We start from the raw sequence: 25,988 nt of genomic DNA on the forward strand, positions 1-25,988 counted from the left end.
TCAGCCGGGAGATGAGCATGAACACCGTTGCACTGACCGATGTGAAAACCCTGCGTGAACGCGCTCGTCAGCATGTCGAGCAAGGCGCCGTGACCGAGGGTTACAACGCCGACCGGGAGAAGATTCTGCGTCTGCTCAACGAGTCGCTGGCCACCGAGTGGGTCTGCGCCCTGCGCTACAAACGCCACTACTACATGGCCAGCGGGATAAAGGCCAGTGTCGCTGCCGAGGAGTTTCTGGAGCACGCCACCCAGGAACTGGAGCATGCCGACAAGCTGGCCGAACGCATCGTGCAGCTGGGCGGTGAGCCGGACCTGAACCCGGACAACCTGAGCAAGAACTCCCACGCCCAATACGTGGCCGGCAAGAACCTCAAGGAAATGGTGCTCGAAGACCTGGTTGCCGAACGGATCGCCATCGACAGCTACCGCGAGATCATCCAGTACATCGGCGAAGCAGACCCAACGACCCGGCGCATCTTCGAAGACATTCTGGCCCAGGAAGAAGAGCACGCCGACGATATGGCGGATTTACTCAAGGGGCTTTGAGACTGATCGCGGGGCAAGCCCGCTCCCACAGGTTTTAGATCTGCCAGTGGGAGCGGGCTTGCCCCGCGATGCTTTTAACCAGCCTTCACCGTCCGCGGCGCCTTCCCGGCCTTCATCTGCTCAAGCAGCGGCGTGCACTGATTCGGCACATCACCGCCAGGTGCCACCAACGCCAGCAGGCCCGCCGCCGGGCCAACCACCACCCCCAACGCGACCATACCCGCCCCCCGCAAGGCCAGCGGCACCGCCTGTACGCCGGCGCTGGGCTTGGCAAACGGACCACGCACATACAAAGGCGAACGCAGCGAGAACAAGCGCAGGCCCTTGGACTCGGGATTGATCTTCAGGTCCAGCTGCTCACTGGCGAAGTTGGCGGTGCCATTGATGTAGATGATCGCGTTCTCGGTGTCGAAGACGAACAGGCGAGTGGTCGCCAGACCCTCCTTGATAGCGAAATCAGCGGCCGCACAGTTGATCTTCACTTCCTTGTCACCGAACAACTGGCCCACCACATAGTTGCCCACGTTCAGCCCGGCGATTTCCATCAGACCACGGCTGATGGCGCCATCGTTGATCAACATCTTCAGGTCGCCATTGGCAGTGGCCAGCAACGCCGCCACCGAATTACCGCGGCCACTGAGGTCGGCGTCGCCATTGAGCTGACCGAAGCTGGTTTTCATCGGCTCGAAGGTCGGGAACAGCTGCTTGAGCTTGAAACCACGCGCGCTGAGCTGGGCGCGGCCTTGCAGCGGCGCCGTGCGGCCATCCAGGCGAATCTGAGCATCAAGGGTGCCACCGGCCACGCCAAAACGCAGCGGCGCCAGGCGCAGCACGCCATCATCGAGGACAAAGTGACTGGAGAGGTCGTTGAACGGCAACGCCTGGTTGTGCACGATGCGTTTGCCACTGAAGGTCACGTCGGCGTCCATGGTCCGCCAGCGCTCGGTGCGAAATTCCTCGACCGGCAGGACCTTGCCTGCCGGTTGCTTGCTGGCGCCGCCGCGGGCTTTCTGTTCGGCGTTGGAGTCGGCACCGATCAGCGGCGCGAGGTCTTTGAACAGCAACTGATTGGACACCAGGTTGCCACTGAGCTTGGGCCGCGGCTGGCTGGAGACGAACGTCAGATCGCCATGGATATCACTGTCACCGATCTTGCCGTTGAAGCCCTCGTAGCGAAACAGTGCACCACCGGGCTCATGCAGCTTGGCCACCAGGTGCCCGTCGGTGGAATACGCCGGCGAATCCGGCAGGGTCACCCCCGTCAACGGATACAGGTTGCCCAGGCTCGCGCCCGAGAGCCGCAGGCGCAGATCGAGGGCGCCCAGGTTGCGCGGATCGGTCAGGGTGCCGGCCAGCGCGATACGGGTATCGGCGATCTGCATGTCGGCCTGCAACGGGAACGGCAGGCTTGCATCCTGCAGCGCCAGCAGGCCGCCGATCTTGCCGTTGCCGGAGAGCGGCTGGCCTTTGTAGCGCCCTTTGACCTTGAGGGCAAAGGCATAATCCTGGGCGGTAGTGCTTTTCTGCGCCGTGGCCTTGCCGACAATATCGGCGAATGGGATCGGCTTGCCCAACGGATCGATAACGATATCCAGGCTGGTTTTCAACGTCTGGTCGTCAAGGCTGACCTGGCCTTTGTCGAAACCGATGGCACCGATATCCAGCACCCATCCGGAAGGCTCGGCCTGCTCATCCTGGGCAGCGAAATCGAAGGTCCAGTTGGCCCGCCCATCGGCCAGGCGCTTGAGCGTGGCGGTGGGCTGATTGAGATCGATGCGCGGAATGACAATTTGCTGAAACAGCAGCGGCAGGGGTGCCAGGCGAAACTCGACACGCTTGAGAGCAGCCATCTGCGGCTCCTTGAGCCAGTCCGGGTTGCCCAGGGTCAGGTCTTCGGCGATGAAGCGCGGCCAGGGAAGCCAGGCCCGCCAACCACCCTGCTGCGGCTCGCGTTGCCAAACCACGGCGAGGTTACCGTTGATAGCGAAGGGCCGCTGCAGCGCTTCGGAGACTTTGGCATTGAGGGTCGGTTTGACCCGGTTCCAGTCGAACGTCGCGATGACGATTACCAGTAAGGTCACGATCAGCAACAGGCTGGCGAGGGTCCAGGTGAGGATTCTGGCGGGACGCGTCATTGCATGATTCTCCTGACGCCCATAAAGCACTGATGGGCGTATTGATGGCACTTAGTCATCGGACTGCTGAAAAGCCGAGGGGTTTAACTGGCGATGGGTGTTTTCGCTTTTTTCCTGACTTTTTTCTCGGTTTTCCATCAATCAGGCTTGCCGGTCCTTGCCTTGAAAAGCGCTGCCGCCGCCCTTTCACCTGGCTACAAAGTGCAGGCTAGAGGCTTCGCGCCAAAGCATCAATTCCATCGATTGTCACCATTATCTTTATGAACTTTTATCTGGCGCCCCCGAGCGTAGCATTGGCTCCGTACCCACTTTCCAGCCCCTCCAAGGAGCACCGAACCATGAAACGCCAATTGCTGCTGAGCCTGTCCCTGTCCATCCTGGCCGCCAATGCCTTCGCCATTCCAGCCAGCGAACAAAGCCTGACCGCCGAGTCCCGTTCAAGCTCCACCGTGATCTCGCAACCGCTGAACACCCTGGCCGAAGGTGGCTCGGATCGCCTGCAAGAACGCAATCGCGTAGCTGAAGGTGGTTCGGATCGTCTGCTGGAACGCAACAACCGTGTAGCCGAAGGCGGTTCGGATCGTCTGCTGGAACGCAACAACCGTGTAGCCGAAGGCGGTTCGGATCGTCTGCTGGAACGCAACAACCGTGTAGCCGAAGGCGGCTCGGATCGTCTGCTGGAACGTAACATCCGCGTAGCCGAAGGTGGTTCTGACCGGCTGATCGAAAAGAACCAACGCGTGAGCTGAAACCTATGCCAGACAACAAGAGATCCCAGCCTTGCAACGGTTCCCCTCCAAGCCCGGTCAATTGACCGGGCTTTGTTTTTCCTGGCGCAGGCTATTAGAGTGCAGGGCTGTTTCACTGCCAACCGATACTCGCCATGCTGCCGCGCGCCGAACAAAAGCAACAGACCCGCCAAGCCCTGCTGGATGCCGCCCGCCACCTGATGGAAAGTGGCCGAGGCTTCGGCAGCATCAGCCTGCGTGAAGTGAGCAAATGCGCGGGTATCGTACCCACCGGGTTCTACCGGCATTTTTCCGATATGGACCAGCTCGGCCTGGCCCTGGTCAATGAAGTCGGCGAAACCTTTCGCCAGACCATTCGCCTGGTCCGCCACAATGAACTCGAACTCGGCGGCATTACCGACGCCTCGGTGCGTATCTTCCTCGACGTGGTCGCGGCCAATCGCCCGCAGTTTCTGTTTCTCGCGCGCGAGCAATACGGTGGCTCGCAACCGGTACGGCAGGCGATTGCCACCCTGCGCCAGGGCATCAGTTCGGACCTGGCCACCGACCTTGAGCGCATGCCGCGCTGGCAGCACCTGGATAACGCCGCCCTCTCGGTGATCGCCGACCTGGTGGTAAAAACCGTGTTCGCCACCCTGCCGGAACTGATCGACGAGCCGGCCGACGATGCCGGACAAACACTGAGCGCCCAGGACAAGATCACCCAACAATTGCGCTTCATCTTCGTCGGCGCCAAGCATTGGCAGGGGCTCAGTACCCTGTAATAGCGCCGTTTCCTGCTACCATGCGCGCAAACGCACCGATCGCGACGATTCTTCTCCATGCCCGACCTTCGTACTGCCCAGCCTGAACTGCCTGCCCTGCTCGAACAGGTACAGACGCACTTTACCCAGCGCATCGTGCCGCTCTGGCAAGGACCGGGCTGGAATGCAGAAATGGCCCTGCCTTACGAAGCGCTGAATGCACAGCAGCAGCCGCTACCTGCAGAGCGCTACCGGGCCATGGCCTGTGCCCGTCAGCTGTACCTGTTCAGCAGCCGCATCGAGCAACCTGGCGCCCGTGAACGCGCAGCGGCGCTATTCCGCTCGTTGCAACGGCACTTCCACGATGCCGAGCATGGCGGCTGGTTCTACAGCATCGATGCCCAGGGCAAGCCGCTGGATCGGCGCAAGGACCTCTACACCCACGCCTTCATCATCTTTGCCTGCGCTCACTACTGGGGACAGGTTCGCGAGCAGCTGGTCGAGTCCACCCTCAATGCAGCACTGAGTGTGGTCGCCGAACGTTTCGCCCGGGATGACGGTTTGTATGAAGCCAGCCTCGATGAAGACTGGTCGGACCTTGGTAGCGGCCCTTTGCAGAATCCGCTGATGCATTTGGCTGAAGCGTTCCTCGCGACCCTCTCGGTACGCGATGACCAAGCAGTAGAAAATGCCCTGCAGACGCTGGCCAAAGCCATGCAGGAGCACTTCATCGATGCCGAACACGGGGTGATGCTGGAGAAACCACGCGGCGCTGTGGATAACTGGTTCGAACCGGGCCATCAGTTCGAGTGGTTCTTCCTGCTGGAGTCTTCAGCGTTGCTGCGCGGTAGCGAGCTGCACACGTCCCTCGACCGGGCGTTCGCCTATGCCGAGCAATGCGGAGTGAAAGAGAGCGCGGTGTTGGCCATGCTCGACGCCGACGGCAAGGTTCGCGATGCCACCCAGCGCATCTGGGCCCAGGCCGAGTACTTGCGCGCCCTGGCCTTGCGCCCGGGCGGCGCCGGCAAGGTCCTCACCCAGCTGCAGGCGCTGCAGCAGCATTTTCTGCATGCCGGAGGCTGGTACGAATGCCGTGACGCCAGTGGCGCGGTCAGCCGCAGCGATATGCCGTCGACCACGCCTTATCATCTGGCGACCTGCCTGGAAGGGTTGCAGCGCCAGATCTGACGTCAATCGCCGGCAAGGCCGGCTCCCACAGGGGTTCACTGAAAAACCTGTGGGAGCCGGCCTTGCCGGCGATTGGCCCTCAAGCCTTGCCAGAACGATCGATCGAAAACCCGGCCCACGCCTGGCTCACCGGCATCAGCTCCAGGCTGTTGATATTGATATGCGCCGGCTGGTTCATGATCCAGAAAATGGTCTCGGCAATGTCCTGCGGCTGGATGGCCTCAGCGCCTGCGTAGGTAGCGTCATAACGCGCCTGGTCACCACCAAAGCGCACCAGGGAAAACTCGCTTTCACACAAGCCTGGCTCGATGTTGCTGACACGCACACCGGTGCCTTGCAGGTCGCAGCGCAAGCTCAAGGAAAACTGGCCGACAAAGGCCTTGGTACCGCCATACACATGGCTGCCCGGATACGGATAGTTACCCGCCACCGAACCCACGTTGAGAATGGTTGCGCCGCGACCATGGGCAATCAACCGTGGCAACAACAGGCGGGTGCTGTACATCAGGCCTTTGATGTTGGTGTCGACCATGGTTTCCCAGTCATCCAGGTCGCACTTGGGGGCCGGGTCGGCGCCCAGGGCCAGGCCGGCGTTGTTGATCAGCCCGCGCAACTTGGCGAACGACGGCGGCAGGTTGGCAATCGCCGCTTCCATGGCCTTGCGGTCACGCACATCGACTACCAGACCGTGCACTTCAGTCTGCTTCGACAACTCTGCACATAGCGCGTCCAGGCGCTCCTGACGGCGACCGGTCAGCACCAGCGACCAGCCAGCTTCGGCAAATCGACGGGCACAGGCTTCGCCGAAGCCAGAGGTCGCGCCAGTGATGAAAACGGTGGAAGTCATCGGGTACTCCTTGCAAGGTCGAGATCACGGATCAGCAGAATGCCCGCCGATAACCCTGCCAGCAAGCATGCATGCACTGTACAAAAAACGACCAAACGCGCCAACCCCTTGATCCATATGGCCTGGAGCAAGCTTTGCTCACCTTATCCACAGGCTCTTGCACAAAGAATGGGGGCAACTCCACGCCGCGCAATCCGACTGTTTCAGCGGTATCGACAAGTATTTTCCTTGACCACAGACGCGCAGATTGACCTCAGGGCTACCCGAAGCATGGGGGCGATAATTTCCGTGATGGCTCAAGGCCTTCGGCGACGGCGCTTACAGCGTTCTTTCCAATGCTTGCCCACAGACTTATCCACAGCCTTCTCCCCGGGTTTTCAGGCAAGTTGCACTGGCTACAAAAGACTTGACAACGGCCGCTGAAAATCTTTCCTGAACACTTGATCAAAAAACAACCACGCGACTGAAAGCCTTGTAATAAAAGGCTTTCAGCAAGGTGCCACCAAGTTACCCACAGCCGCTTCCACACCAATGGTGGACAACTCGAATGCACGTAAAAACATCCGCTTGCAGCGACTTTGTGTCGCGCCCCAAAGGAAGTGCTCGTAAGGTTTTCCACAAAGCTGTGGACAAAAAAAAAGCCCTGCAATGCAGGGCCTTTTTGCCAGCTCGGATCAGTGCCCGCCCAGGTAAGCGTTACGCACCTCCTCGTTGACCAACAGTTCCTGCCCGCTGCCGGTCATGCGGATCTGGCCGTTGACCATCACATAGGCGCGGTCTGAGAGCTTGAGCGCATGGTTGGCGTTCTGCTCCACCAGGAAGATGGTCATGCCGGTCTGTGCCAATTCACGCAGGGTGGCGAAGATCTGTTTGACCACAATCGGCGCCAGCCCCAGGGACGGCTCGTCGAGCAACAACAGCTTGGGCCTGCTCATCAACGCCCGGGCGATGGCGAGCATTTGCTGCTCACCACCGGACATGGTCATGGCGCGCTGATTACGCCGTTCCTTGAGCCGTGGAAACAGCTCGAACATGCGCTGCATGTCTTCGTTGGCGAATTTGTCCCCGATGGGGATGGTGCCCATCATCAGGTTCTCTTCCACCGACATGTCCGGGAACACCCGACGCCCTTCCGGTGACTGGGCGATACCGTTGGAGGCAATGTAGTGAGAGGACTTGTGGGTAATGTCAGTACCGCGATAGACAATCTGCCCGCTCGCCGCCCGCGGCTGCCCGAAGATCGACATCAGCAGGGTCGATTTGCCGGCACCGTTGGAGCCGATCAGGCTCACCGTTTCGCCTTCGTTGATGTGCAGCGAGACTTTCTTCAGGGCCTGGATCGGCCCGTAGAACACATCGATCTCTTTCATTTCGAGGATCGCTGAACTCATACCAGTTCCTCTTCATCGGCGCCCAGATAAGCCGCAATCACCGTCGGGTTATGACGGATGTCCTGCGGTGCGCCTTCGGCGATCACGTTGCCGTGGTCCAGGACCACGATATGGTCGGAGATGCTCATGACCATGCCCATGTCGTGCTCGATCAGCACCACGGTGATGTCGTGCTCGTCCCGCAGCACGCGGATCATCTTGCTCAGCGCTTCGGTTTCCTGCGGGTTGAGGCCTGCCGCCGGTTCATCCAGGCAGATGATCTGTGGCCGGGTGCACATGGCCCGGGCAATCTCCAGGCGGCGTTGCTGGCCGTAGGACAACTCGCCAGCCAGACGGTTGGCACAGTCGACCAGGTCGACCACTTCCAGCCAGTAGAAGGCATGGTCCAGGGCATCGCTTTCGGCTTTGCGGTACGCCTTGGTGTTGAGCACACCCGACAGCAGATTGCGGTTGACCCACATGTGCTGGGCCACCAGCAGGTTTTCCACCACCGACATTTCCCGGAACAGGCGAATGTTCTGGAAGGTCCGCGCCAGACCTGCGCGGTTGACCAGGTGGGTACCGCCGAACATCTTGTAGTGCAGGCGGTTGATGAAGCGCTTGGGCGAGACGAAGTCGCCCAGCTGGAAGCGCTCGCCAAGCAGCTGGATCACGTTGGTGCGGGTACCGCGCATGTTCAGTTCGATCTTGCCGCCACTGGCTTTGTAGAAGCCGGTCAGGCAGTTGAACACCGTGGTCTTGCCCGCGCCGTTAGGGCCGATCAAGGCGAAGATCGAGTTGCGCCGGACCTTGAGGCTGACATCGCTGAGCGCCTTGATCCCGCCAAACTGCATCATCAGGTTGTCGACCGAGAGAATCACGTCATCGCTCATGGCGCTACTCCTTTACGCGGAACTACACCGGTACGGCTGATGCGAATCAGCCCGCGCGGTCGCCAGATCATCATCAACACCATGAGTACGCCGAACAGCAGCACCCGGTACTCGGAGAAGCTGCGCAAAAGCTCCGGGGCCACGGTCAGGACAAACGCGGCGATCACCACACCGACCGTCGAACCCATGCCACCGAGGACCACGATGGCGAGGATCAGCGCCGACTCGAAGAAGGTGAATGAGGACGGGTTGACGAAGCCCTGGTAACTGGCAAAGAACACCCCGGCCAGGCCCGCCGTCGAAGCACCGATGGTGAACGCCGAGAGTTTGACCAGTACGTGGTTCAGGCCCATCGAACGACAGGCGATTTCGTCTTCGCGCAGCGCTTCCCAGGCGCGGCCGACCGGCATGCGGGTCAGCCGGTGCTTGATGTACAGCACCGCCAGCACCACCAGGAACAGCACGATGTAGATGAACAGGAATTTCAGGTTGGGGTTGTAGTCGATGCCGAAGAACTCGTGGAACGGCACCCCGCCATCCTTGGCCCGACGCCCGAATTCCAGGCCCATGAAGGTTGGCGATGGCACCGGCATGCCGTTCGGACCGCCGGTGAACGACAGCCAGTTGTTGAGTATCAGGCGAATGATTTCACCGAAGCCCAGGGTCACGATGGCCAGGTAGTCACCGTGCATTCGCAGGACCGGGAAGCCCAATATGCACCCGGCCAGCGCGGCAGCAAGGGCGGCCAGCGGCAACACGGTCCAGAAGCCCAGGCCCAGGTACTGGTAGCCCAGCGCCAGACCGTAAGCACCGATGGCGTAGAAGGCCACGTAACCGAGGTCGAGCAGGCCGGCCAGGCCTACCACGATGTTCAGGCCAAGCCCGAGCAACACGTAGATCAGGCCGAGGATGACCACCGTCAGCAGGTACTTGTTGGCAAAGAACGGGAAGACAATGGCGATCACGATCAGGCCCGGAATGATCCAGCGCAGCCGCGATTTGTAGTCCGGCGCCAGCACGTGCACGCCGGAGCCGCTGCCCTCGAAACCTTGCAGGATCGCCTGGCCTTTGGGGGTCTGCAGGAACAGGCTGAGGACGAAACGTCCGACCATGACCCCGGCCACCAGCCAGGCCACGCGGGTCGGCTCCATGTTGAAGCTGTAGCCATCGAGCACCACACCAACGATGGGCCCGAAGACAATCAGGGAAATCAGCCCGGCGAGAATTGCGTCAATCAGGCTGCGTTTTAGATCGAATGAAGCGGATTTGGCAGCAGACATACTTACACCTTCGCCACGAGTGGGCGACCCAGCAGGCCTTGGGGACGGAAGATCAGAATCAGCACCAGCAAGGAGAAACTGAACACGTCTTTGTAGTCGGAGTTGATCAACCCGGAGAACAGCGACTCGGAGATGCCGAGGATGATCCCGCCGAGCATGGCGCCCGGCAGCGAGCCGATGCCACCCAGTACCGCTGCGGTGAAGGCCTTGATGCCGATGATGAAGCCGGCATAGAAGTCGAAGGTGCCGTAGTTCATGGTGATCAGCACGCCCGCCAACGCGGCCATTACCGCACCGATGACGAACACGTAGGAGATCACCCGGTCAGTGTTGATACCGAGGATCGAGGCCATCTTGCGATCCTGTTGGGTCGCTCGGCACATGCGCCCCAGCTTGGTGAACTTGATGATGTAGGTCAGCGCGGCCATGCCGACGAACGCGGCAACCAGGATAAAGATCTTGGTGTAGGTCAGCTGGACGAAGCCGGTGCCCACTTCCAGGCGCCAGGCGCCTTCGAGCAGGGTAGGAATGCCTTGCTGACGTGCACCCTGGCTGATCTGTGCGTAGTTCTGCAGGATCAGCGAGATACCGATGGCACTGATCAGCGGCGCCAGACGGGTGGAGTTACGCAGGGGTTTGTAGGCGATGCGTTCGATGGTCCAGCCATAAACGCCCGTTACCACGACAGTGAAGATCAGCGTCCCGAGCATCAGCAGCGGGAAGGATTCGATACCGAAGTACGCCAGCAATGCCAGACTGATCGCCGCCAGGTAAGCGGAGATCATATACACCTCGCCGTGCGCGAAGTTGATCATGCCGATAATGCCATAGACCATTGTGTAGCCGATGGCGATCAGGCCATAGACAGACCCGAGGGTCAGCCCGTTGACCAGTTGCTGCAGAAAAATACCATCCATAACGCAATCTCACGTATTTGAGATTGCACAAGCGCCGACTACGGTGAGCCCCGGATGAAGCGGCCCTCGCAGCGCAGGGTTGTGCAGATCTACGAGAAAAGACAGGTACGGCGCAAAACCGGGTAGCGACCCGGGCACAGGCCCGGGTCGGATACCGTTGTTATTTTTGTTTTTCCAGTTGGTGGTACTTGCCGTCCTTGTCCCACTGATAGACCACGTAGTCAGAGACTTTCAGGTCGCCCTTGCTGTCCCAGGTCTTCTCACCCATCACGGTTTTCACCGGATTGGCCTTGAGCCACTTGGCAGCGTCCTCGCCCTTGTTCGACTTGGCGCCGTTGAAGCCTGCGGCCAGGGCCTGCAGCGATGCATAGGCGTACAGGGTGTAGCCCTCAGGTTCATAGCCGGTCTTGCGGAAGGCATCCACTACCGCCTTGCTGTCAGGCAGCAGGCGTGGGTCGGCGCCGAAGGTCATGTACACGCCATCGACGTACTGTGCGCCACCGGCGGTGGTGACCAGCTCGTCAGTGACGATGCCGTCATCGGACATGAACTTGACGTCCTTCAGACCCGCCTCACGCAATTGACGGACCAGTGGACCTGCTTCCGGATGCAGCCCACCGAAGTAGACGACGTCGGCACCCGCTCCGCGGATCTTGGTGACCACGGCGCTGAAGTCCTTCTCGCCACGGGTCAGACCTTCATACAGCACCGGGGTTACGCCACGCTTGGCCAGCTGGGCTTTGGTTGCATCCGCCAGGCCCTGGCCGTAGGTGTCCTTGTCGTGCAGCACCACGACTTTCTTGCCCTTGAGCACGTCGACGATGTAGTCGCCGGCGACGATGCCTTGCTGGTCGTCACGCCCGCACATACGGAACATGGCGGTCAAGCCGCGCTCGGTAACTTGCGGGTTGGTCGAGCCTGGGGTGATAGCAATGATCCCGGCTTCGTCATAGACCTCTGAAGCCGGAATGGTGTTGGACGAGCAGAAGTGCCCGACCACCCCGGCGACCTTTTCCTGGTCAACCAGACGGTTGGCTACGGCCACGGCTTGCTTCGGTTCACAGGCATCGTCACCTGCCACCAGAACAATCTTCTCGCCGTTGACACCGCCCGCGGCATTGATGGCATCCGCCGCCGCCTGTGCACCTTTCATGTACTGCTCGCCAAACGCTGCGCTGGGACCGGTCATCGGCCCTGCTACGCCGATCTTGATGTCGGCCTGAACATACGAAGAAACACCCAGCGCCGTAGCCACGGCAAGGGCCAGAAAGCCTTTCTTGTAAAACGTCTGCGACATGAGGTGGTGCTCCTTGGAGTTTTTTTGATTGGCACTACAACTTTCAGCAATTGCTCTGAGCAAGGGCCGTGCCATTGGATTTTTATTCTGGAAAAACGCGTGAAGAAGTTGCCAGGGCCTGGGCCGCGTCCTTTTTTTACTGGCTGTGCAACCGTCTGCGGCAAGCTAAGCGCCACCGCACCAGGAGAAGAAGAGCAACCACCAAGTGCCATCATTGCAACCCCGGCAAGTGTTTACGTGCAACCAGCCTGTAACAGGATGCGTAACCGAACTGCACATCCTTGGTGCGCGACTGCTACAGCGGGCACCACTACAGGCTAGCCGCTGACTCGGGAAAGCGCCGCTACCTGTAGGCTGCTACCGATGTACCCGAGGCGTGCCTGCCCACCTACGGAAAAAGGCTGGCACAATGGCGAGGTCTGTGCGTCGTTGCTGGCAATTGATGGCGCGCGCCCCTTACGGAGCCCCTTATGAGCGAGAGCGCCTTCGCCGATCGCATCGTGCAGAACCTGCTCGACACGGATTTCTACAAGCTGAGCATGATGCAGGCCGTGCTGCACAACTATCCCAACGTCGACGTCGAATGGGAGTTTCGCTGCCGCAACGGCGAAGACCTGCGCCCCTATCTGGCGCAGATACGCGAACAGATCGACAAGCTGTGCGAACTGAGTCTGGCCAATGGCCAATTGGGTTTTCTCGAACAGATCAGCTTCATAAAGCCGGACTTCCTGCGTTTTCTCGGCCTGTTTCGCTTCAATTTGCGCTACCTGCAATTGGGCATCGAAAACGATGAGCTGTACCTGCGTCTGCGTGGCCCGTGGCTGCACGTGATCCTCTTCGAGGTGCCGCTGCTGGCGATCATCAGCGAAGTGCGCAACCGCCAGCGCTATCCCCAGGTCAAACTCAGCGAAGCGCGCGACCAGCTCTACCGCAAGTTCGACTGGCTCAAGGCCCACGCCAGCAGCGATGAGCTGGCTGAATTGCAAGTGGCCGACTTCGGCACCCGCCGACGCTTCTCCTACAAGGTCCAGGAAGAGGTCGTGCGGGTGCTCAAGGAAGATTTCCCCGCGCGCTTCGTCGGCACCAGTAACGTGCACCTGGCACGAAAGCTGGATATCAAGCCCTTGGGGACCATGGCCCACGAGTGGATCATGGCCCACCAGCAGCTGGGACCACGCTTGATCGACAGCCAGATCGCCGCCCTCGACTGCTGGGTCCGCGAGTACCGCGGCCTGCTCGGCATCGCCTTGACCGACTGCATCACCATGGATGCCTTCCTCGGCGATTTCGACCTGTTCTTCGCCAAGCTGTTCGACGGCCTGCGCCATGACTCGGGCGACCCGGTGCGCTGGGCGGAAAAAGCCATCGCCCACTACCGCAAGCTCGGCATCGACCCGATGACCAAGACCCTGGTGTTCTCCGATGGCCTGAACCTGACCAAGTCACTGGAGATCTTCCGTGCCCTGCGCGGACGGATCAACGTCAGCTTCGGCATTGGCACCAACCTGACCTGTGACATCCCGGGGGTGGCGCCGATGAACATCGTGCTTAAAATGACCGACTGCAACGGCCAGCCTGTCGCCAAGATTTCCGACGAGGCAGCCAAGACCCAATGCCGCGACGAAAACTTCGTCGCCTACCTGCGCCACGTCTTCAAAGTGCCCAAGGAGTAATTCATGCAAGCTGTCCAGCGAGAGATTGCGCAAGCGCTCAAGGTCCAGCCGCCGTTCGCCGACCGCGCCGCGCTCGATGCCGAAGTGACCCGGCGCGTGGCCTTCATCAAGCAGTGCCTGAACAATGCCCGCCTGAAAACCCTGGTGCTGGGTATCAGTGGCGGTGTCGATTCGCTGACCGCTGCCCTGCTGGCGCAACGGGCGATCAATGAGCTGCGTAGCGAGACCGGTGATGAGCAGTACCGCTTCATCGCCGTGCGCCTGCCCTACCACGTCCAGCAGGATGAGCATGACGCCCAGGCTTGTCTGGAAGTGATCAAGCCGGATGAACTGCACACGGTGAACATTGCCCCGGCGGTACAGGCGCTGGCCAAAGAGGTGCAGGCGCTCGAGAACGGTCAGCCGGCGATGGTCGATTTCGTCGTCGGCAATACCAAGGCACGCATGCGCATGGTCGCTCAATACACCATCGCCGGCGCTCGCCAGGGCCTGGTGATCGGCACCGACCACGCCGCCGAAGCGGTGATGGGCTTCTTTACCAAGTTCGGTGATGGTTCCTGCGACCTGGCGCCCCTGAGCGGGTTGGTGAAGAACCAGGTTCGGGCAATCGCGCGCAGCTTTGGCGCCCCGGAATCACTGGTGGAGAAAGTGCCGACTGCGGACCTGGAAGACCTGGCCCCGGGCAAGCCGGACGAGGCGTCGCATGGCGTAACCTATGCGCAGATCGATGCCTTCCTGCATGGCGAGCCGGTGAGCCAGGAAGCGTTCGACATCATCACTGGCACCTACCGCAAGACCCAGCACAAGCGCGAGATGCCTTTCGCGCCCTGAAATGCATCGCGGGGCAAGCCCGCTCCCACACATTGTCTGTGGGAGCGGGCTTGCCCCGCGATTTACAGGCTACGCATTACTTCAGAGTAACAGTGCCTTTCATCATCGAGATGTGGCCTGGGAACGAGCAGAAGAAACCGTACTTCTCGTTCGCATCCAGCTTGGACACATCGAAGGTCACCGAGTCGCTTTCCTTCGCGCCGATCACTTTGGTGTGAGCGATGATGCGCGTGTCGCCATCTTTCAAGTAGCTCTTGTCGATACCCGCGCTCAGACCGTCGGTCGCGATCGGCTGCATGTCAGCTTCTTTGCTGATCACCAGGTTGTGGCCCATGACGTTCTTCGGCAAGGAACCGGAGTGAGTCAGTTCAACGGTGAAAGTCTTGCAGCTCTTGTCGATTTCGATGGCCTTGGTGTTGAAGGACATCTGGTCGGTGGAGTCGACGGTAACCTTGCACTCGGCGGCAAATACCTGAGTGCTGGCGAGGGTCAGCAAGGATACGGCTACAACTTTGGCAAACATCGTGAATCTCCTTGGCAGGGTTTTGATCAGTTTGCAGACTGCCTGAATCCCTTCAGCCTTTCCCTGATATGAATCAAGGGGCTGGCCAAGGGCCAGACAGTAGAATTGTTCTATCGATTGTATACAGCCAATCAAAGTGCACATCATGCTCCATTAATGGACGATGAGACAACCTCTCATTCAGGAGCAGAAAACATGTCCCTTGGTAGCTTGATGAACAGCCTGCTGGCCGCCTACGCCTGTGGTGCCAGCGGCACGACCTGCGAGTTTGCCCGACCGGAATAACGGGCAACCTGCAGTTAATGCCACATTACCGACTTGGAAGCTACCGGCCAGCCGCTTACTCTGTGTCCGCTTGTAACCGGAGAGAAGCAATGCCAGTACGTTCCGTTTGTGTGTTCTGTGGCGCCAGCACCGGCGTCAACCCAGCTTACCGGGAAGCCGCCATCGCCCTCGGCCAGGCCATCGCCCAGCGCGGCCTGACCCTGGTCTATGGCGGTGGTGCCGTCGGCCTGATGGGTATCGTTGCCGATGCGGCCATGGCCGCCGGTGGTGAAGTGATCGGTATCATCCCCCAGGCCCTGAAAGATGCCGAAGTCGGCCACAGCGGCCTGACCCGCCTGGAAGTCGTCGATGGCATGCACGCGCGCAAAGCACGCATGGCCGAGTTGAGCGATGCCTTCGTTGCCCTGCCCGGCGGCCTGGGTACTCTGGAGGAACTGTTCGAAGTCTGGACCTGGGGCCAGCTGGGATATCACGCCAAGCCGCTGGGGCTGCTCGACGTCAACGGTTTCTACAGCAAGCTGGGCAGCTTCCTCGACCACGTGGTGGAAGAAGGCTTCGTACGCCCACAGCATCGCGCCATGCTGCGATTGGCCGATAGCCCTGCCGAACTGCTGGATGCCATGGACAGTTACCAGGCACCGGTACTGCCCAAATGGGTCGACAAAAAGCCTGACTAGTGGGAGCAACTGTCTGTCACTTGCTTATTTGTGGGAGCCGGCCTTGCCGGCGATGGGGCGCGTAGCGCCCCTGGCCCGGCTGCGCCGGGCATCGCCAGCAAGGCTGGCTCCCACAGAGCAGGTCAGATCACCGCGGCAGAACCGGCTGGCGCGCGGGCTTCTTCTTGCCCTTGCCGCCCTTGGCGGCTTCCTTGCGCTCCTTGGCTGCCTGCTGGTTGCGGGCAAAGGCCGCGGCCTTGGCCTGTTCGCGCTTGTCCCACGGATTGGAACCGTCGCTGCCACGTGGCGGCAAGCCGGTGTGCTGGGTGAGGATCTTCTGCTCTTTGGCCACCTTGTGGCTGCCCGCCGGCGTCGAGTTCTTGCGCCGGGCACTCTGGTAGCTGTCGGTGGCAGGCTGGTGCAGCGGAATCAGCTGGTGCTTGCCCGGGCCGATCAGGTCGGCACGGCCCATGCGTTCCAGCGCTTCACGCAGCATCGGCCAGCCCTTCGGATCGTGATAGCGCAGGAAGGCCTTGTGCAGACGGCGCTGCTGCTCGCTCTTGACGATGGTCACCGGGTCGCTCTTGTACGTGACCTTGCGCAGCGGGTTCTTGCCCGAGTGGTACATGGCCGTGGCCGAGGCCATCGGCGACGGGTAGAACGCCTGCACCTGGTCGGCACGGAAGCCGTTGCCCTTGAGCCACAGGGCCAGGTTCATCATGTCTTCGTCGGTGGTGCCCGGGTGCGCGGCGATGAAGTACGGGATCAGGTACTGCTCTTTGCCCGCTTCCTTGGAGTACTTCTCGAACATGCGCTTGAAGCGGTCGTAGCTACCGATGCCCGGCTTCATCATCTGATTCAGCGGGCCTTCCTCGGTGTGCTCCGGGGCAATCTTCAGGTAGCCGCCAACGTGGTGGGTCACCAGTTCCTTGACGTACTCCGGCGATTCCACCGCCAGGTCATAGCGCAGGCCCGAGGCGATGAGGATCTTCTTCACCCCCGGCAAGGCACGCGCACTGCGGTACAACTTGATCAGCGCGGAGTGATCGGTGTTCAGGTTCGGGCAAATCCCCGGGAACACGCACGATGGCTTGCGGCACGCCGATTCGATCTCGGGGCTCTTGCAGGCGATACGGTACATGTTCGCGGTCGGGCCACCGAGGTCGGAAATGACACCGGTAAAGCCAGGCACTTTGTCGCGAATCTCTTCGATTTCGCGAATGATCGACTCGTGCGAGCGGTTCTGGATGATCCGCCCTTCGTGCTCGGTGATCGAGCAGAAGGTGCAGCCACCGAAGCAGCCACGCATGATGTTCACCGAGAAACGGATCATGTCGTAGGCCGGGATTTTCTCCTTGCCATACGCCGGGTGCGGGATGCGCGCATAGGGCATGCCGAACACGTAGTCCATTTCTTCAGTGGTCATCGGGATGGGTGGCGGGTTGAACCAGACGTCCACTTCGCCGTGCTTTTGCACCAGGGCACGGGCGTTGCCCGGGTTGGTTTCCAGGTGCAGCACGCGGTTGGCGTGGGCATAGAGCACCGCGTCGCCGCGCACCTTCTCGAACGATGGCAGGCGAATCACCGTCTTGTCACGGGTCATGCGCGGGCTGGCCAGAATCTGCACGACCTTGGCTTCGTTCGGGTCTTCGACCGGGCCCTTCTCCTGCTCGATGGCGCAGGCCTGGGTGTCCTGGGTGTTGACGTACGGGTTGATGATCTTGTCGATCTTGCCCGGACGGTCGATACGCGTGGAGTCGACTTCGTACCAGCCTTGCGGCGTGTCACGACGAATGAATGCAGTACCGCGAATGTCGGTAATGTCTTCGATCTTCTCACCAAACGCCAGGCGCTGAGCCACTTCAACGATGGCCCGCTCGGCGTTGCCGTACAGCAGGATATCGGCGCAGGCATCGATCAGGATCGAATGGCGAACCTTGTCCTGCCAGTAATCGTAGTGGGCGATACGGCGCAGGGAAGCCTCGATGCCGCCAAGAACGATCGGCACATGCTTGTAGGCCTCTTTACAGCGCTGACTGTAGACCAGACTGGCACGGTCCGGACGCTTGCCGGCCAGACCGCCCGGGGTGTAGGCGTCGTCGGAGCGGATCTTCTTGTCGGCGGTGTAACGGTTGATCATCGAGTCCATGTTGCCGGCCGCGACGCCGAAGAACAGGTTCGGCTCGCCAAGCTTCATGAAGTCGTCTTTGGACTGCCAGTTCGGCTGGGCAATGATGCCGACGCGAAAGCCCTGGGCTTCCAGCAGACGGCCGATGATCGCCATGCCGAACGACGGATGGTCGACGTAGGCGTCGCCGGTCACGATGATGATGTCGCAGGAATCCCAGCCGAGCTGATCCATCTCCTCCCTGCTCATCGGCAGGAAAGGCGCTGGTCCGAAGCATTCGGCCCAGTACTTGGGATAGTCGAAAAGTGGTTTGGCTGCTTGCATGTCAGTGACCGGTAGCTAATCGATGAAAAATCGCGGGCGCGGAATATAGCACAAAAATTGACCAATTCCGACGTTAAAGGTCGGAATAGGTCATTTAGCCTTATTCGTCGTCGTCGAAGTTGTAACTACCCGGCGCGAGGTTTTCGAAGCGCGTGTACTTACCGATGAAGGCCAGGCGGATAAAGCCGATCGGGCCGTTCCGCTGTTTGCCGATAATGATTTCGGCAATGCCTTTGTGCTCGGTTTCCGGGTGATAGACCTCGTCGCGGTAAACGAACATGATCACGTCGGCGTCCTGCTCGATCGCACCCGATTCACGCAAGTCGGAGTTCACCGGGCGCTTGTTCGGCCGCTGTTCGAGGGAACGGTTGAGCTGCGACAGGGCTACCACCGGGCAGTTGAACTCTTTGGCCAGGGCCTTGAGCGAGCGGGAGATCTCGGAAATCTCGTTGGTGCGGTTGTCACCGCTGGAGCCCGGGATCTGCATCAGCTGCAGGTAGTCGATCATGATCAGGCCGACTTCGCCGTGCTCACGTACCAGGCGACGGGTACGCGCGCGCATTTCCGACGGGCTGATGCCGGCGGTATCGTCGATGAACAGCTTGCGGTCGTTGAGCAGGTTGACCGCCGAGGTCAGGCGCGGCCAGTCGTCGTCTTCGAGCTGACCGGAGCGCACCTTGGTCTGGTCGATACGGCCCAGGGACGAGAGCATACGCATGATCAGCGATTCACCTGGCATCTCCAGGGAGTACACCAGTACCGCCTTGTCGCTGCGCAACACGGCGTTCTCCACCAGGTTCATGGCGAAGGTGGTCTTACCCATGGATGGACGGCCGGCGACGATGATCAGGTCGGCCGGCTGCAGGCCACTGGTCTTCTCGTCGAGGTCGGTGTAGCCGGTGGACAGGCCGGTGATCGCGCTGTCGGTATTGAACAGCGTGTCGATACGGTCGATGGCCTTGGTCAGCAGGTCGTTGACGCCCACCGGGCCGCCGGTTTTCGGCCGTGCTTCGGCGATCTGGAAGATCTGCCGTTCGGCCTCATCGAGAATCTCGGCGGCGTTACGCCCCTGGGGGTTGAAGGCGCTGTCGGCGATCTCGTTGCTGATGCTGATCAGCTGACGCAGGGTCGCCCGCTCGCGGATGATCGCCGCATAGGCCTTGATGTTGGCCACCGACGGGGTGTTCTTGGCCAGTTCGCCCAAGTAACCCAGACCGCCGATTTGCGAGCTCAGGCCTTCCTTGTCCAGCTGCTCGTGCAGGGTCACCACGTCGAACGGGGCGTTCTGGTCGGCGAGCTTGTGGATGGCACGGAAGATCAGACGGTGGTCATGCCGGTAGAAATCGCCGTCGGAGACTTGATCGAGCACTCGCTCCCAGGCGTTGTTGTCCAGCATCAGGCCACCGAGCACGGCCTGTTCGGCCTCGATGGAATGCGGCGGCACCTTCAGGGCAGAGGTTTGCAGATCATATTGCTCGGGGGCGGTTATCTCGTTCATGGCCACGCAGGAATCAGGGTGATGAAAAAGACAAAGGGCACGACCTGCAAAGCAGGATCGTGCCCGATGTTAACCGGCTGGCACTCAGGGTGCCAGCCGATTGGTCCAGCTTAGGCTGCGACAACAACCACGCGAACGGTGGCTTCAACGTCGCTGTGCAGGTGCACGGCAACGTCGTATTCGCCGACGTTACGGATGGTGCCGTTCGGCAGACGAACTTCAGCTTTGGCCACTTCAACGCCAGAGGCGGTCAGGGCGTCAGCGATGTCGTGGGTGCCGATCGAACCGAACAGCTTGCCTTCGTCACCGGCGGTGGCAGTGATGGTCACTTCCAGCTCAGCCAGTTGGGCAGCGCGAGTTTCAGCCGAAGCTTTTTTCTCTGCAGCGATTTTTTCCAGCTCAGCACGACGCTCTTCGAACGCAGCCAGGTTGGCAGCGGTAGCAGCGGTGGCTTTGCCGAATGGCAGCAGGAAGTTACGACCGTAACCGGCCTTAACATTTACCTTGTCGCCCAGGTTGCCCAGGTTGGCGACTTTTTCCAGCAGGATCAGTTCCATTTGGTAATAACCTCTTAACTTTTAACCTTCACCGTTCGCGGAATCGTTATCGGCACCTTTCGGGGGTACCTTGCGACCGCGAAAATCAATCAGGCTGTCGACAATGGCCAAAACCACGAGCAACGGATAAGTCAGCTGCATGAACAGCAGCAGTGTCACGTACATCCCGACCAACCAGAACTTGCCCAGTCGACCTTGTGCCACCAGCCCATGCATCAGGGCGAGCCCTGCAAACATCAGCGGTACGCTGCACAGGGGCGTCAACATCGCCAGTTCAGGACCGAAATTCGGTCCCACCAGCATGAGCACCACCAGTACCAGCGTCGGCACCAGGGGAAGCCTGACCGCTTGAAACTCGCGACCAAAACCTCCCGGGTTATACAACACTGCCTGCCAGTAACGACCCAACATCAGGGCCAGCACACTGACGGCTTGCAACAATGCCGCTATGAGGCCGTTGAGCACCGGTGCGATCAGGCTGCCCAGGCGGGCCTGCTCCTCTACCGACAACTGCTGGTAGAGACCGTCGAGCATCTGCGGCAGGGCTTTTTCAAGCGCTCCAGCCAGAGCTTCGATCGGTTCGCGGAACACCGAACCCAGAACCACGCCATACACCAGGCCCATGGCAATGCTGAACAACAGCACCCGGTTCCAGGATTGGCCGGCGCGCAACAGCGCAGCCAGCCCCAGCGTCCCCAGCAACACCATCAAGGTGCGCGGCTCGCCGAAGAACCACCAGGCCAACGCCGGCAATAATGCCCAGGCGAGGACTCCGGAGGCGTCCTTGAAACCGCGCCGCAGGAACACCAGGCTCCCGGCGGCGGCACTCAACCAGAACAACAGCGGCAACGCCGCACAACCCACCACCACCAGGGTGGCCTGCACGCGACCGCGCATGATGAAATCAGCTAAGGCGCGCATGCATTTTATCCTTTGCTACTTGTCGACGACCCGGTCTCAGCGGCCGTGGCTGTCGGTGTAGGGCAGCAGGGCCAGGAAGCGGGCGCGCTTGATAGCGGTAGCCAGCTGACGCTGATAACGAGCTTTGGTACCGGTGATACGGCTTGGAACGATCTTGCCGGTTTCGGATACGTAAGCTTTCAGGGTGTTGAGATCTTTGTAATCGATCTCTTTCACGTCTTCAGCAGTGAAGCGGCAGAATTTACGACGACGGAAGAAACGTGCCATGTAATAGGCTCCTCAAAAGGTCCGTGGATTACTCGTCAGCGTTATCGCTGTTGTCGCTGTCATTGCTGTCGTCGCCATCGGCGCTGTCAGCATGCTCAGGACGGTCGCGACGCTCACGGCGCTCACTGCGGTTTTCTTCAGCCTTGAGCATCTCGGACTGGCCGGTGACGGCTTCGTCGCGACGGATGACCAGGTTACGGATCACGGCATCGTTGTAGCGGAAGTTGTCTTCCAGCTCGGCCAGGGCCTTGCCGGTGCACTCAACGTTCAGCATCACGTAGTGAGCCTTGTGAACATTGTTGATTGCGTAGGCCAGTTGACGACGGCCCCAGTCTTCCAGACGGTGGATCTTGCCGCCGTCTTCTTCGATCAGCTTGGTGTAACGCTCAACCATGCCGCCGACTTGCTCGCTCTGGTCAGGGTGGACCAGAAAGATGATTTCGTAATGACGCATGAATGCTCCTTACGGGTTGTAGTCTGCCACCAGAGTGGTCAGACAAGGAGTGAATGACACTGTATGTCTTGCCTTGGGTGAAGGCGCGTGAACGCCTGCCAACATGGCAAGGGGCGCAATTGTAGAGAAGCGCCGGGGGACAAGCAAGGGAATTGGTGAATTATTGAGCAGCACCGCGTAGATGCTATCGCCGGCAATGCCGGCTCCCACAAGGTCAGGTGCAGCCCATTCTTGTGGGAGCCGGCATTGCCGGCGATGGGCTGCAAAAGCAGCCCCGGGAAGATCAACCTTTGGCTTTGGCGTTACGCTGACGAACGGCTTCGAACAGGCACACGCCAGTCGCCACCGACACGTTCAGGCTGCTGACGCTACCAGCCATCGGCAGCTTGACCAGAAAGTCACAGTGCTCACGGGTCAGGCGGCGCATGCCCTTGCCTTCGGCACCCATGATCAGGATGGTCGGTCCGGTCAGGTCTTGCTGGTACAGCTCCTGCTCGGCTTCGCCAGCGGTGCCGACAACCCACAGGCCACGCTGCTGGAGTTTCTCCAGGGTGCGCGCCAGGTTGGTCACAGCGACCAGCGGGATTACCTCGGCAGCGCCGCAGGCAACCTTGCGCACTGCCGGCGTCAGGGTGGCCGACTTGTCTTTAGGCACGATCACCGCCAGGGCACCGGCGGCATCGGCGGTACGCAGGCAGGCACCGAGGTTGTGCGGGTCGGTCACACCGTCGAGCACCAGAATCAGCGGCGCGCCTTCGCTGCGATCAAGCAGCTCTTCAAGCATCGCCTCGCCCCACACCTGGCTCGGACTGACCTCAGCCACAACACCCTGGTGCACGCCCTCAACCCAGGCGTCCATTTCACGACGCTCGGCCTGGCCGACGGCAACCCGGTTCTGCCCGGCCAGGTCGACAATGACCTGCACGCGCGGGTCGCTACGCCCCTCCGACAACCAGATCTGCTTGACCCGCTTGGGGTGATGACGCAACAGGGCTTCTACGGCGTGAACGCCGTAGATTTTTTCCAACTGACTCATGACTTGGCCTTGGGTTTACGTGATCCAGAGCCGGCTTTTGGCGGCCCCTTGCGATGCTTGCTGGGTTTCTCCGACGACTTGCCGCCTTTGGAAGCCGGCTTGCCGCTGGCGTGCTTGGCATCGGACATCAGCGCCTTCTTCATTTCCCGGCTTTTACGCACTTCGGCGTTCTTCGCCGCGGCATGTGAAGGGAAGTAAGCTTCGGCGGTTTCGTTCTTTTTGCTCCGGCGCGCAGGCTCGGCCTTGGTCACTTCGGCCTTGTCGAGCACCGGCACAGCCTTGCCATCCTGCGGACGCACGCCTTCAGACCGCTGCTTGCGGCCAATCGGCGCCTTCAGGGTGTTCTCGGCCATCTCGAAGTCGATCTTGCGCTGCTCGAGGTCGACGCGCATTACCCGAACTTCAACCGTGTCACCGAGGCGGAAGCTGCGACCGGTACGTTCACCGGCCAGGCGATGATGCACAGGGTCGAAGTGGTAGTAATCGCCCGGCAGAGCACTGACATGCACCATGCCTTCGACGTAGATGTCGGTCAGCTCGACGAACAGACCAAAGCCGGTCACCGCGGTGATCACACCCGGGAAGCTCTCGCCGACGCGGTCTTTCATGTACTCGCACTTGAGCCAGTTGACCACGTCGCGAGTGGCCTCGTCGGCCCGTCGCTCGCTCATCGAGCACTGCTCGCCGAGCTGTTCCAGAGTCGCCTCGTCGTACGGGTAGATGCGTGCCTTTGGAATGCTCATGGCACCGGCGCGCTTGACGTGCGGGGTTTCCTGACGCGAACGGATCACGCTGCGGATCGCCCGGTGGGTCAGCAGGTCCGGGTAACGGCGAATCGGCGAGGTGAAGTGGGTGTACGCCTCGTAGTTCAAGCCGAAGTGGCCGTTGTTGTCGGCGCTGTACACCGCCTGACTCAGGGAACGCAGCATCACGGTCTGGATCAGGTGGAAGTCCGGACGACCGGCAATGCCTGCCAGCAGCGCCTGGTAATCCTTCGGCGACGGACCGTCTTTGCCTTTGTGCAACGACAACCCCAGCTCACCGAGGAAGGCGCGCAGTTTTTCCAGGCGCTCCGGCGGCGGACCGTCGTGAACACGGTACAGGGCCGGAATTTCGTGCTTCTTGAGGAACTCGGCGGTGGCCACGTTGGCCGCCAGCATGCATTCCTCGATCAGCTTGTGGGCGTCGTTGCGCACGGTCGGCCGGATTTCGGCGATCTTGCGCTCGGAACCGAAGATGATCCGGGTTTCCTGGGTTTCGAAGTCGATCGCGCCACGGGTATGACGGGCCGCCAACAGCACCTTGTACAGGGCATAGAGCTGCTTGAGGTCCGGCACCACTTCGCTGTACTGCTCGCGCAGGGCTTTGCCTTCACGGGTACGCGCATGCTCGAGCATGCTGCTGACCTTGTTGTAGGTCAGGCGCGCGTGGGAGTGGATCACCGCTTCGTAGAACTGGTAATCGACCATCTGCCCGGACTTGTTGATGGTCATTTCGCAGACCATCGCCAGCCGGTCGACGTGCGGGTTCAGCGAGCACAAGCCGTTGGAGAGTTCTTCGGGCAGCATCGGAATGACGCGCTCGGGGAAGTACACCGAGTTGCCACGCACCTGGGCTTCGGCATCCAGGGCCGAGCCCAGGCGCACGTAGCTGGAAACGTCGGCGATCGCCACGTACAGGCGCCAGCCACCGGAGAACAGGCGCAGTTTGCCCAGGCTCTCGCAGTACACCGCATCGTCGAAGTCGCGGGCATCTTCGCCGTCGATGGTGACGAACGGCAGATGGCGCAGGTCGACGCGATGCTCTTTGTCCTTCTCTTCGACTTCCGGCTTGAGCTTGCGTGCTTCCTTGATCACGGCTTCTGGCCAGACGTGGGGAATGTCGTAGCTGCGCAAGGCAACATCGATTTCCATGCCCGGCGCCATGTAGTTGCCGATCACTTCGGTGACATCGCCCTGGGGCTGGAAGCGCGGGGTTGGCCAGTGGGTGATCTTCACCTCGACGAACTGACCGATCTTCGCCCCGCCGTTACGACCCGGGGTGATCAGCACTTCCTGCTGAACCTTGGGGTTGTCCGGGGTAACGAAGCCGATACCGCCTTCTTCGAAATAGCGGCCAACGATGGTTTCGTGGGCACGCGAGATCACTTCGACCACTACGCCTTCGCGGCGACCGCGACGGTCCAGACCGGAAACACGGGCCAGGGCACGGTCGCCATCGAACACCAGGCGCATTTGTGCCGGGCTGAGGAACAGGTCGTCGCTGCCGTCATCCGGGATCAGGAAACCGAAGCCGTCGCGGTGGCCGGCAATGCGGCCGAGGATCAGGTCGAGCTTGTCTACCGGGGCATACGTGCCGCGCCGGGTATAGATCAGCTGACCGTCGCGTTCCATCGCGCGCAGGCGGCGGCGCAGGGCTTCGATCTGGTCTTCGGTGGTAAGACCGAACTCTTCGACCAGTTGCTCACGGGCAGCCGGCGAGCCGCGCTCGTCCAGACGCTGCAGGATCAGCTCACGGCTAGGAATAGGGTTTTCGTATTTTTCCGCTTCACGAGCGGCCTCGGGATCGAGGGTCTGCCAATCGGCCATTAGGAGGGGTTCACCTTGTCTATATAAGGGTTAGTTTGGCATAGGCGTATTGAAACCGGAAATTTCAGGCTTGGACAGCCCTCTCAGAGCCCCCTGGATGCTGCCAAAACCATCATAAGGAACAATGACTTGAAAATTTTAAGATTTTTTCTGAACGGGGCTTTACAGCTCTCAGAGGCATCCGTATAGTGCGCACCACAACGACGGGCAGCGTCGTTATAGTTGAGATGCAGCCTGATGTGAAGCATCATGTGACCTCAGCGAAATGCCCAGATGGTGA

At 60.6% G+C, this 25,988-nt stretch carries 23 protein-coding genes; 7 read left to right on the top strand and 16 right to left on the bottom strand.

Annotation, left to right across the window (positions count from 1 at the left end; genetic code table 11):
* Positions 1-17: 17 nt before the first annotated feature.
* A complete protein-coding gene (locus tag AC07OF_RS18555) occupies positions 18-548 on the top strand; it encodes a ferritin-like domain-containing protein (protein WP_157194405.1) in 531 nt (176 codons plus the stop codon).
* Between the two features lie 74 nt (positions 549-622).
* Here AC07OF_RS18555 and AC07OF_RS18560 read toward each other — a convergent pair whose 3' ends face one another.
* Positions 623-2,683, bottom strand: coding sequence for an AsmA family protein (locus AC07OF_RS18560; RefSeq protein WP_495073307.1), 2,061 nt, complete (start codon positions 2,681-2,683; stop codon positions 623-625).
* A 338-nt stretch (positions 2,684-3,021) separates the two neighbouring features.
* Here AC07OF_RS18560 and AC07OF_RS18565 point away from each other — a divergent pair, with 338 nt between their 5' ends.
* From AC07OF_RS18565 to AC07OF_RS18575, 3 genes are all read left to right on the top strand, one after another.
* Positions 3,022-3,432: a phage infection protein gene (locus AC07OF_RS18565; RefSeq protein WP_495073308.1), complete on the top strand. Its 411-nt coding sequence runs from the start codon at positions 3,022-3,024 to the stop codon at positions 3,430-3,432.
* Between the two features lie 134 nt (positions 3,433-3,566).
* On the top strand, positions 3,567-4,196 hold the full coding sequence (locus AC07OF_RS18570; protein ID WP_038615156.1) for a TetR family transcriptional regulator: 630 nt from the start codon (positions 3,567-3,569) through the stop codon (positions 4,194-4,196).
* Positions 4,197-4,253: 57 nt separating this feature from the next.
* Positions 4,254-5,363 carry an AGE family epimerase/isomerase gene (locus tag AC07OF_RS18575; protein WP_157194408.1) on the top strand — a complete coding sequence of 370 codons (1,110 nt, stop codon included), beginning with the start codon at positions 4,254-4,256 and terminating at the stop codon, positions 5,361-5,363.
* A gap of 79 nt (positions 5,364-5,442) precedes the next feature.
* Here the strand turns inward: AC07OF_RS18575 and AC07OF_RS18580 are convergent, their stop codons facing one another.
* The 6 genes from AC07OF_RS18580 to AC07OF_RS18605 all read right to left on the bottom strand — a co-directional run bounded on the left by AC07OF_RS18580 (position 5,443) and on the right by AC07OF_RS18605 (position 11,967).
* A complete protein-coding gene (locus AC07OF_RS18580; RefSeq protein ID WP_038615160.1) occupies positions 5,443-6,210 on the bottom strand; it encodes an SDR family oxidoreductase in 768 nt (255 codons plus the stop codon).
* A gap of 674 nt (positions 6,211-6,884) precedes the next feature.
* Positions 6,885-7,601 (bottom strand): ABC transporter ATP-binding protein, encoded by a 717-nt coding sequence (locus AC07OF_RS18585; RefSeq protein ID WP_157194409.1) that lies wholly within the window; start codon positions 7,599-7,601, stop codon positions 6,885-6,887.
* Complete coding sequence (locus AC07OF_RS18590; protein ID WP_157194410.1) at positions 7,598-8,473, bottom strand: ABC transporter ATP-binding protein; 876 nt, start codon at positions 8,471-8,473, stop codon at positions 7,598-7,600. The genes AC07OF_RS18585 and AC07OF_RS18590 overlap by 4 nt, the downstream gene beginning before the upstream one ends.
* Positions 8,470-9,753, bottom strand: a complete 1,284-nt coding sequence (livM, locus tag AC07OF_RS18595; protein ID WP_191830728.1) for a high-affinity branched-chain amino acid ABC transporter permease LivM — start codon at positions 9,751-9,753, stop codon at positions 8,470-8,472. The genes AC07OF_RS18590 and livM overlap by 4 nt, the downstream gene beginning before the upstream one ends.
* Positions 9,754-9,755: 2 nt before the next feature.
* Complete coding sequence (locus AC07OF_RS18600; RefSeq protein WP_038615169.1) at positions 9,756-10,670, bottom strand: ABC transporter permease subunit; 915 nt, start codon at positions 10,668-10,670, stop codon at positions 9,756-9,758.
* A gap of 160 nt (positions 10,671-10,830) precedes the next feature.
* Complete coding sequence (locus tag AC07OF_RS18605; protein ID WP_157194412.1) at positions 10,831-11,967, bottom strand: ABC transporter substrate-binding protein; 1,137 nt, start codon at positions 11,965-11,967, stop codon at positions 10,831-10,833.
* A 470-nt stretch (positions 11,968-12,437) separates the two neighbouring features.
* Here AC07OF_RS18605 and pncB point away from each other — a divergent pair, with 470 nt between their 5' ends.
* Positions 12,438-13,640: a nicotinate phosphoribosyltransferase gene (gene pncB / locus AC07OF_RS18610; protein ID WP_038615173.1), complete on the top strand. Its 1,203-nt coding sequence runs from the start codon at positions 12,438-12,440 to the stop codon at positions 13,638-13,640.
* 3 nt (positions 13,641-13,643) lie between these two features.
* Positions 13,644-14,471 carry an NAD(+) synthase gene (gene nadE / locus AC07OF_RS18615; RefSeq protein ID WP_157194413.1) on the top strand — a complete coding sequence of 276 codons (828 nt, stop codon included), beginning with the start codon at positions 13,644-13,646 and terminating at the stop codon, positions 14,469-14,471.
* A 76-nt stretch (positions 14,472-14,547) separates the two neighbouring features.
* Here the strand turns inward: nadE and azu are convergent, their stop codons facing one another.
* Complete coding sequence (gene azu, locus AC07OF_RS18620) at positions 14,548-14,994, bottom strand: azurin (protein WP_157194414.1); 447 nt, start codon at positions 14,992-14,994, stop codon at positions 14,548-14,550.
* Positions 14,995-15,368: 374 nt separating this feature from the next.
* On the opposite strand from azu, the gene AC07OF_RS18625 reads away from it, so the two are divergent.
* Positions 15,369-15,956 carry a cytokinin riboside 5'-monophosphate phosphoribohydrolase gene (locus tag AC07OF_RS18625; protein WP_038615179.1) on the top strand — a complete coding sequence of 196 codons (588 nt, stop codon included), beginning with the start codon at positions 15,369-15,371 and terminating at the stop codon, positions 15,954-15,956.
* Positions 15,957-16,083: 127 nt separating this feature from the next.
* Here the strand turns inward: AC07OF_RS18625 and AC07OF_RS18630 are convergent, their stop codons facing one another.
* From AC07OF_RS18630 to rnr, 8 genes are all read right to left on the bottom strand, one after another.
* Entirely contained in the window at positions 16,084-18,387 is a 2,304-nt protein-coding gene (locus tag AC07OF_RS18630) for a YgiQ family radical SAM protein (protein ID WP_038615181.1), read from the bottom strand.
* Positions 18,388-18,487: 100 nt separating this feature from the next.
* The gene (gene dnaB / locus AC07OF_RS18635) at positions 18,488-19,885 is read right to left on the bottom strand and encodes a replicative DNA helicase (protein WP_038615183.1); all 1,398 of its coding nucleotides are present in this window, start codon (positions 19,883-19,885) and stop codon (positions 18,488-18,490) included.
* Positions 19,886-19,995: 110 nt separating this feature from the next.
* Positions 19,996-20,442 carry a 50S ribosomal protein L9 gene (gene rplI, locus AC07OF_RS18640; RefSeq protein WP_010221607.1) on the bottom strand — a complete coding sequence of 149 codons (447 nt, stop codon included), beginning with the start codon at positions 20,440-20,442 and terminating at the stop codon, positions 19,996-19,998.
* Between the two features lie 21 nt (positions 20,443-20,463).
* Positions 20,464-21,363, bottom strand: coding sequence for a hypothetical protein (locus AC07OF_RS18645; RefSeq protein ID WP_495073309.1), 900 nt, complete (start codon positions 21,361-21,363; stop codon positions 20,464-20,466).
* 36 nt (positions 21,364-21,399) lie between these two features.
* Positions 21,400-21,630 (bottom strand): 30S ribosomal protein S18, encoded by a 231-nt coding sequence (gene rpsR / locus AC07OF_RS18650; protein ID WP_009403887.1) that lies wholly within the window; start codon positions 21,628-21,630, stop codon positions 21,400-21,402.
* 28 nt (positions 21,631-21,658) lie between these two features.
* Complete coding sequence (gene rpsF, locus AC07OF_RS18655; RefSeq protein ID WP_010221605.1) at positions 21,659-22,084, bottom strand: 30S ribosomal protein S6; 426 nt, start codon at positions 22,082-22,084, stop codon at positions 21,659-21,661.
* 283 nt (positions 22,085-22,367) lie between these two features.
* Entirely contained in the window at positions 22,368-23,120 is a 753-nt protein-coding gene (gene rlmB, locus AC07OF_RS18660; protein WP_274295969.1) for a 23S rRNA (guanosine(2251)-2'-O)-methyltransferase RlmB, read from the bottom strand.
* The gene (rnr, locus tag AC07OF_RS18665) at positions 23,117-25,708 is read right to left on the bottom strand and encodes a ribonuclease R (protein WP_038615190.1); all 2,592 of its coding nucleotides are present in this window, start codon (positions 25,706-25,708) and stop codon (positions 23,117-23,119) included. Before rnr ends, rlmB begins: the two co-directional genes overlap by 4 nt.
* Positions 25,709-25,988: the final 280 nt, after the last annotated feature.

It is taken from the genome of Pseudomonas sp. GW821-FHT10B02 (assembly GCF_059415665.1).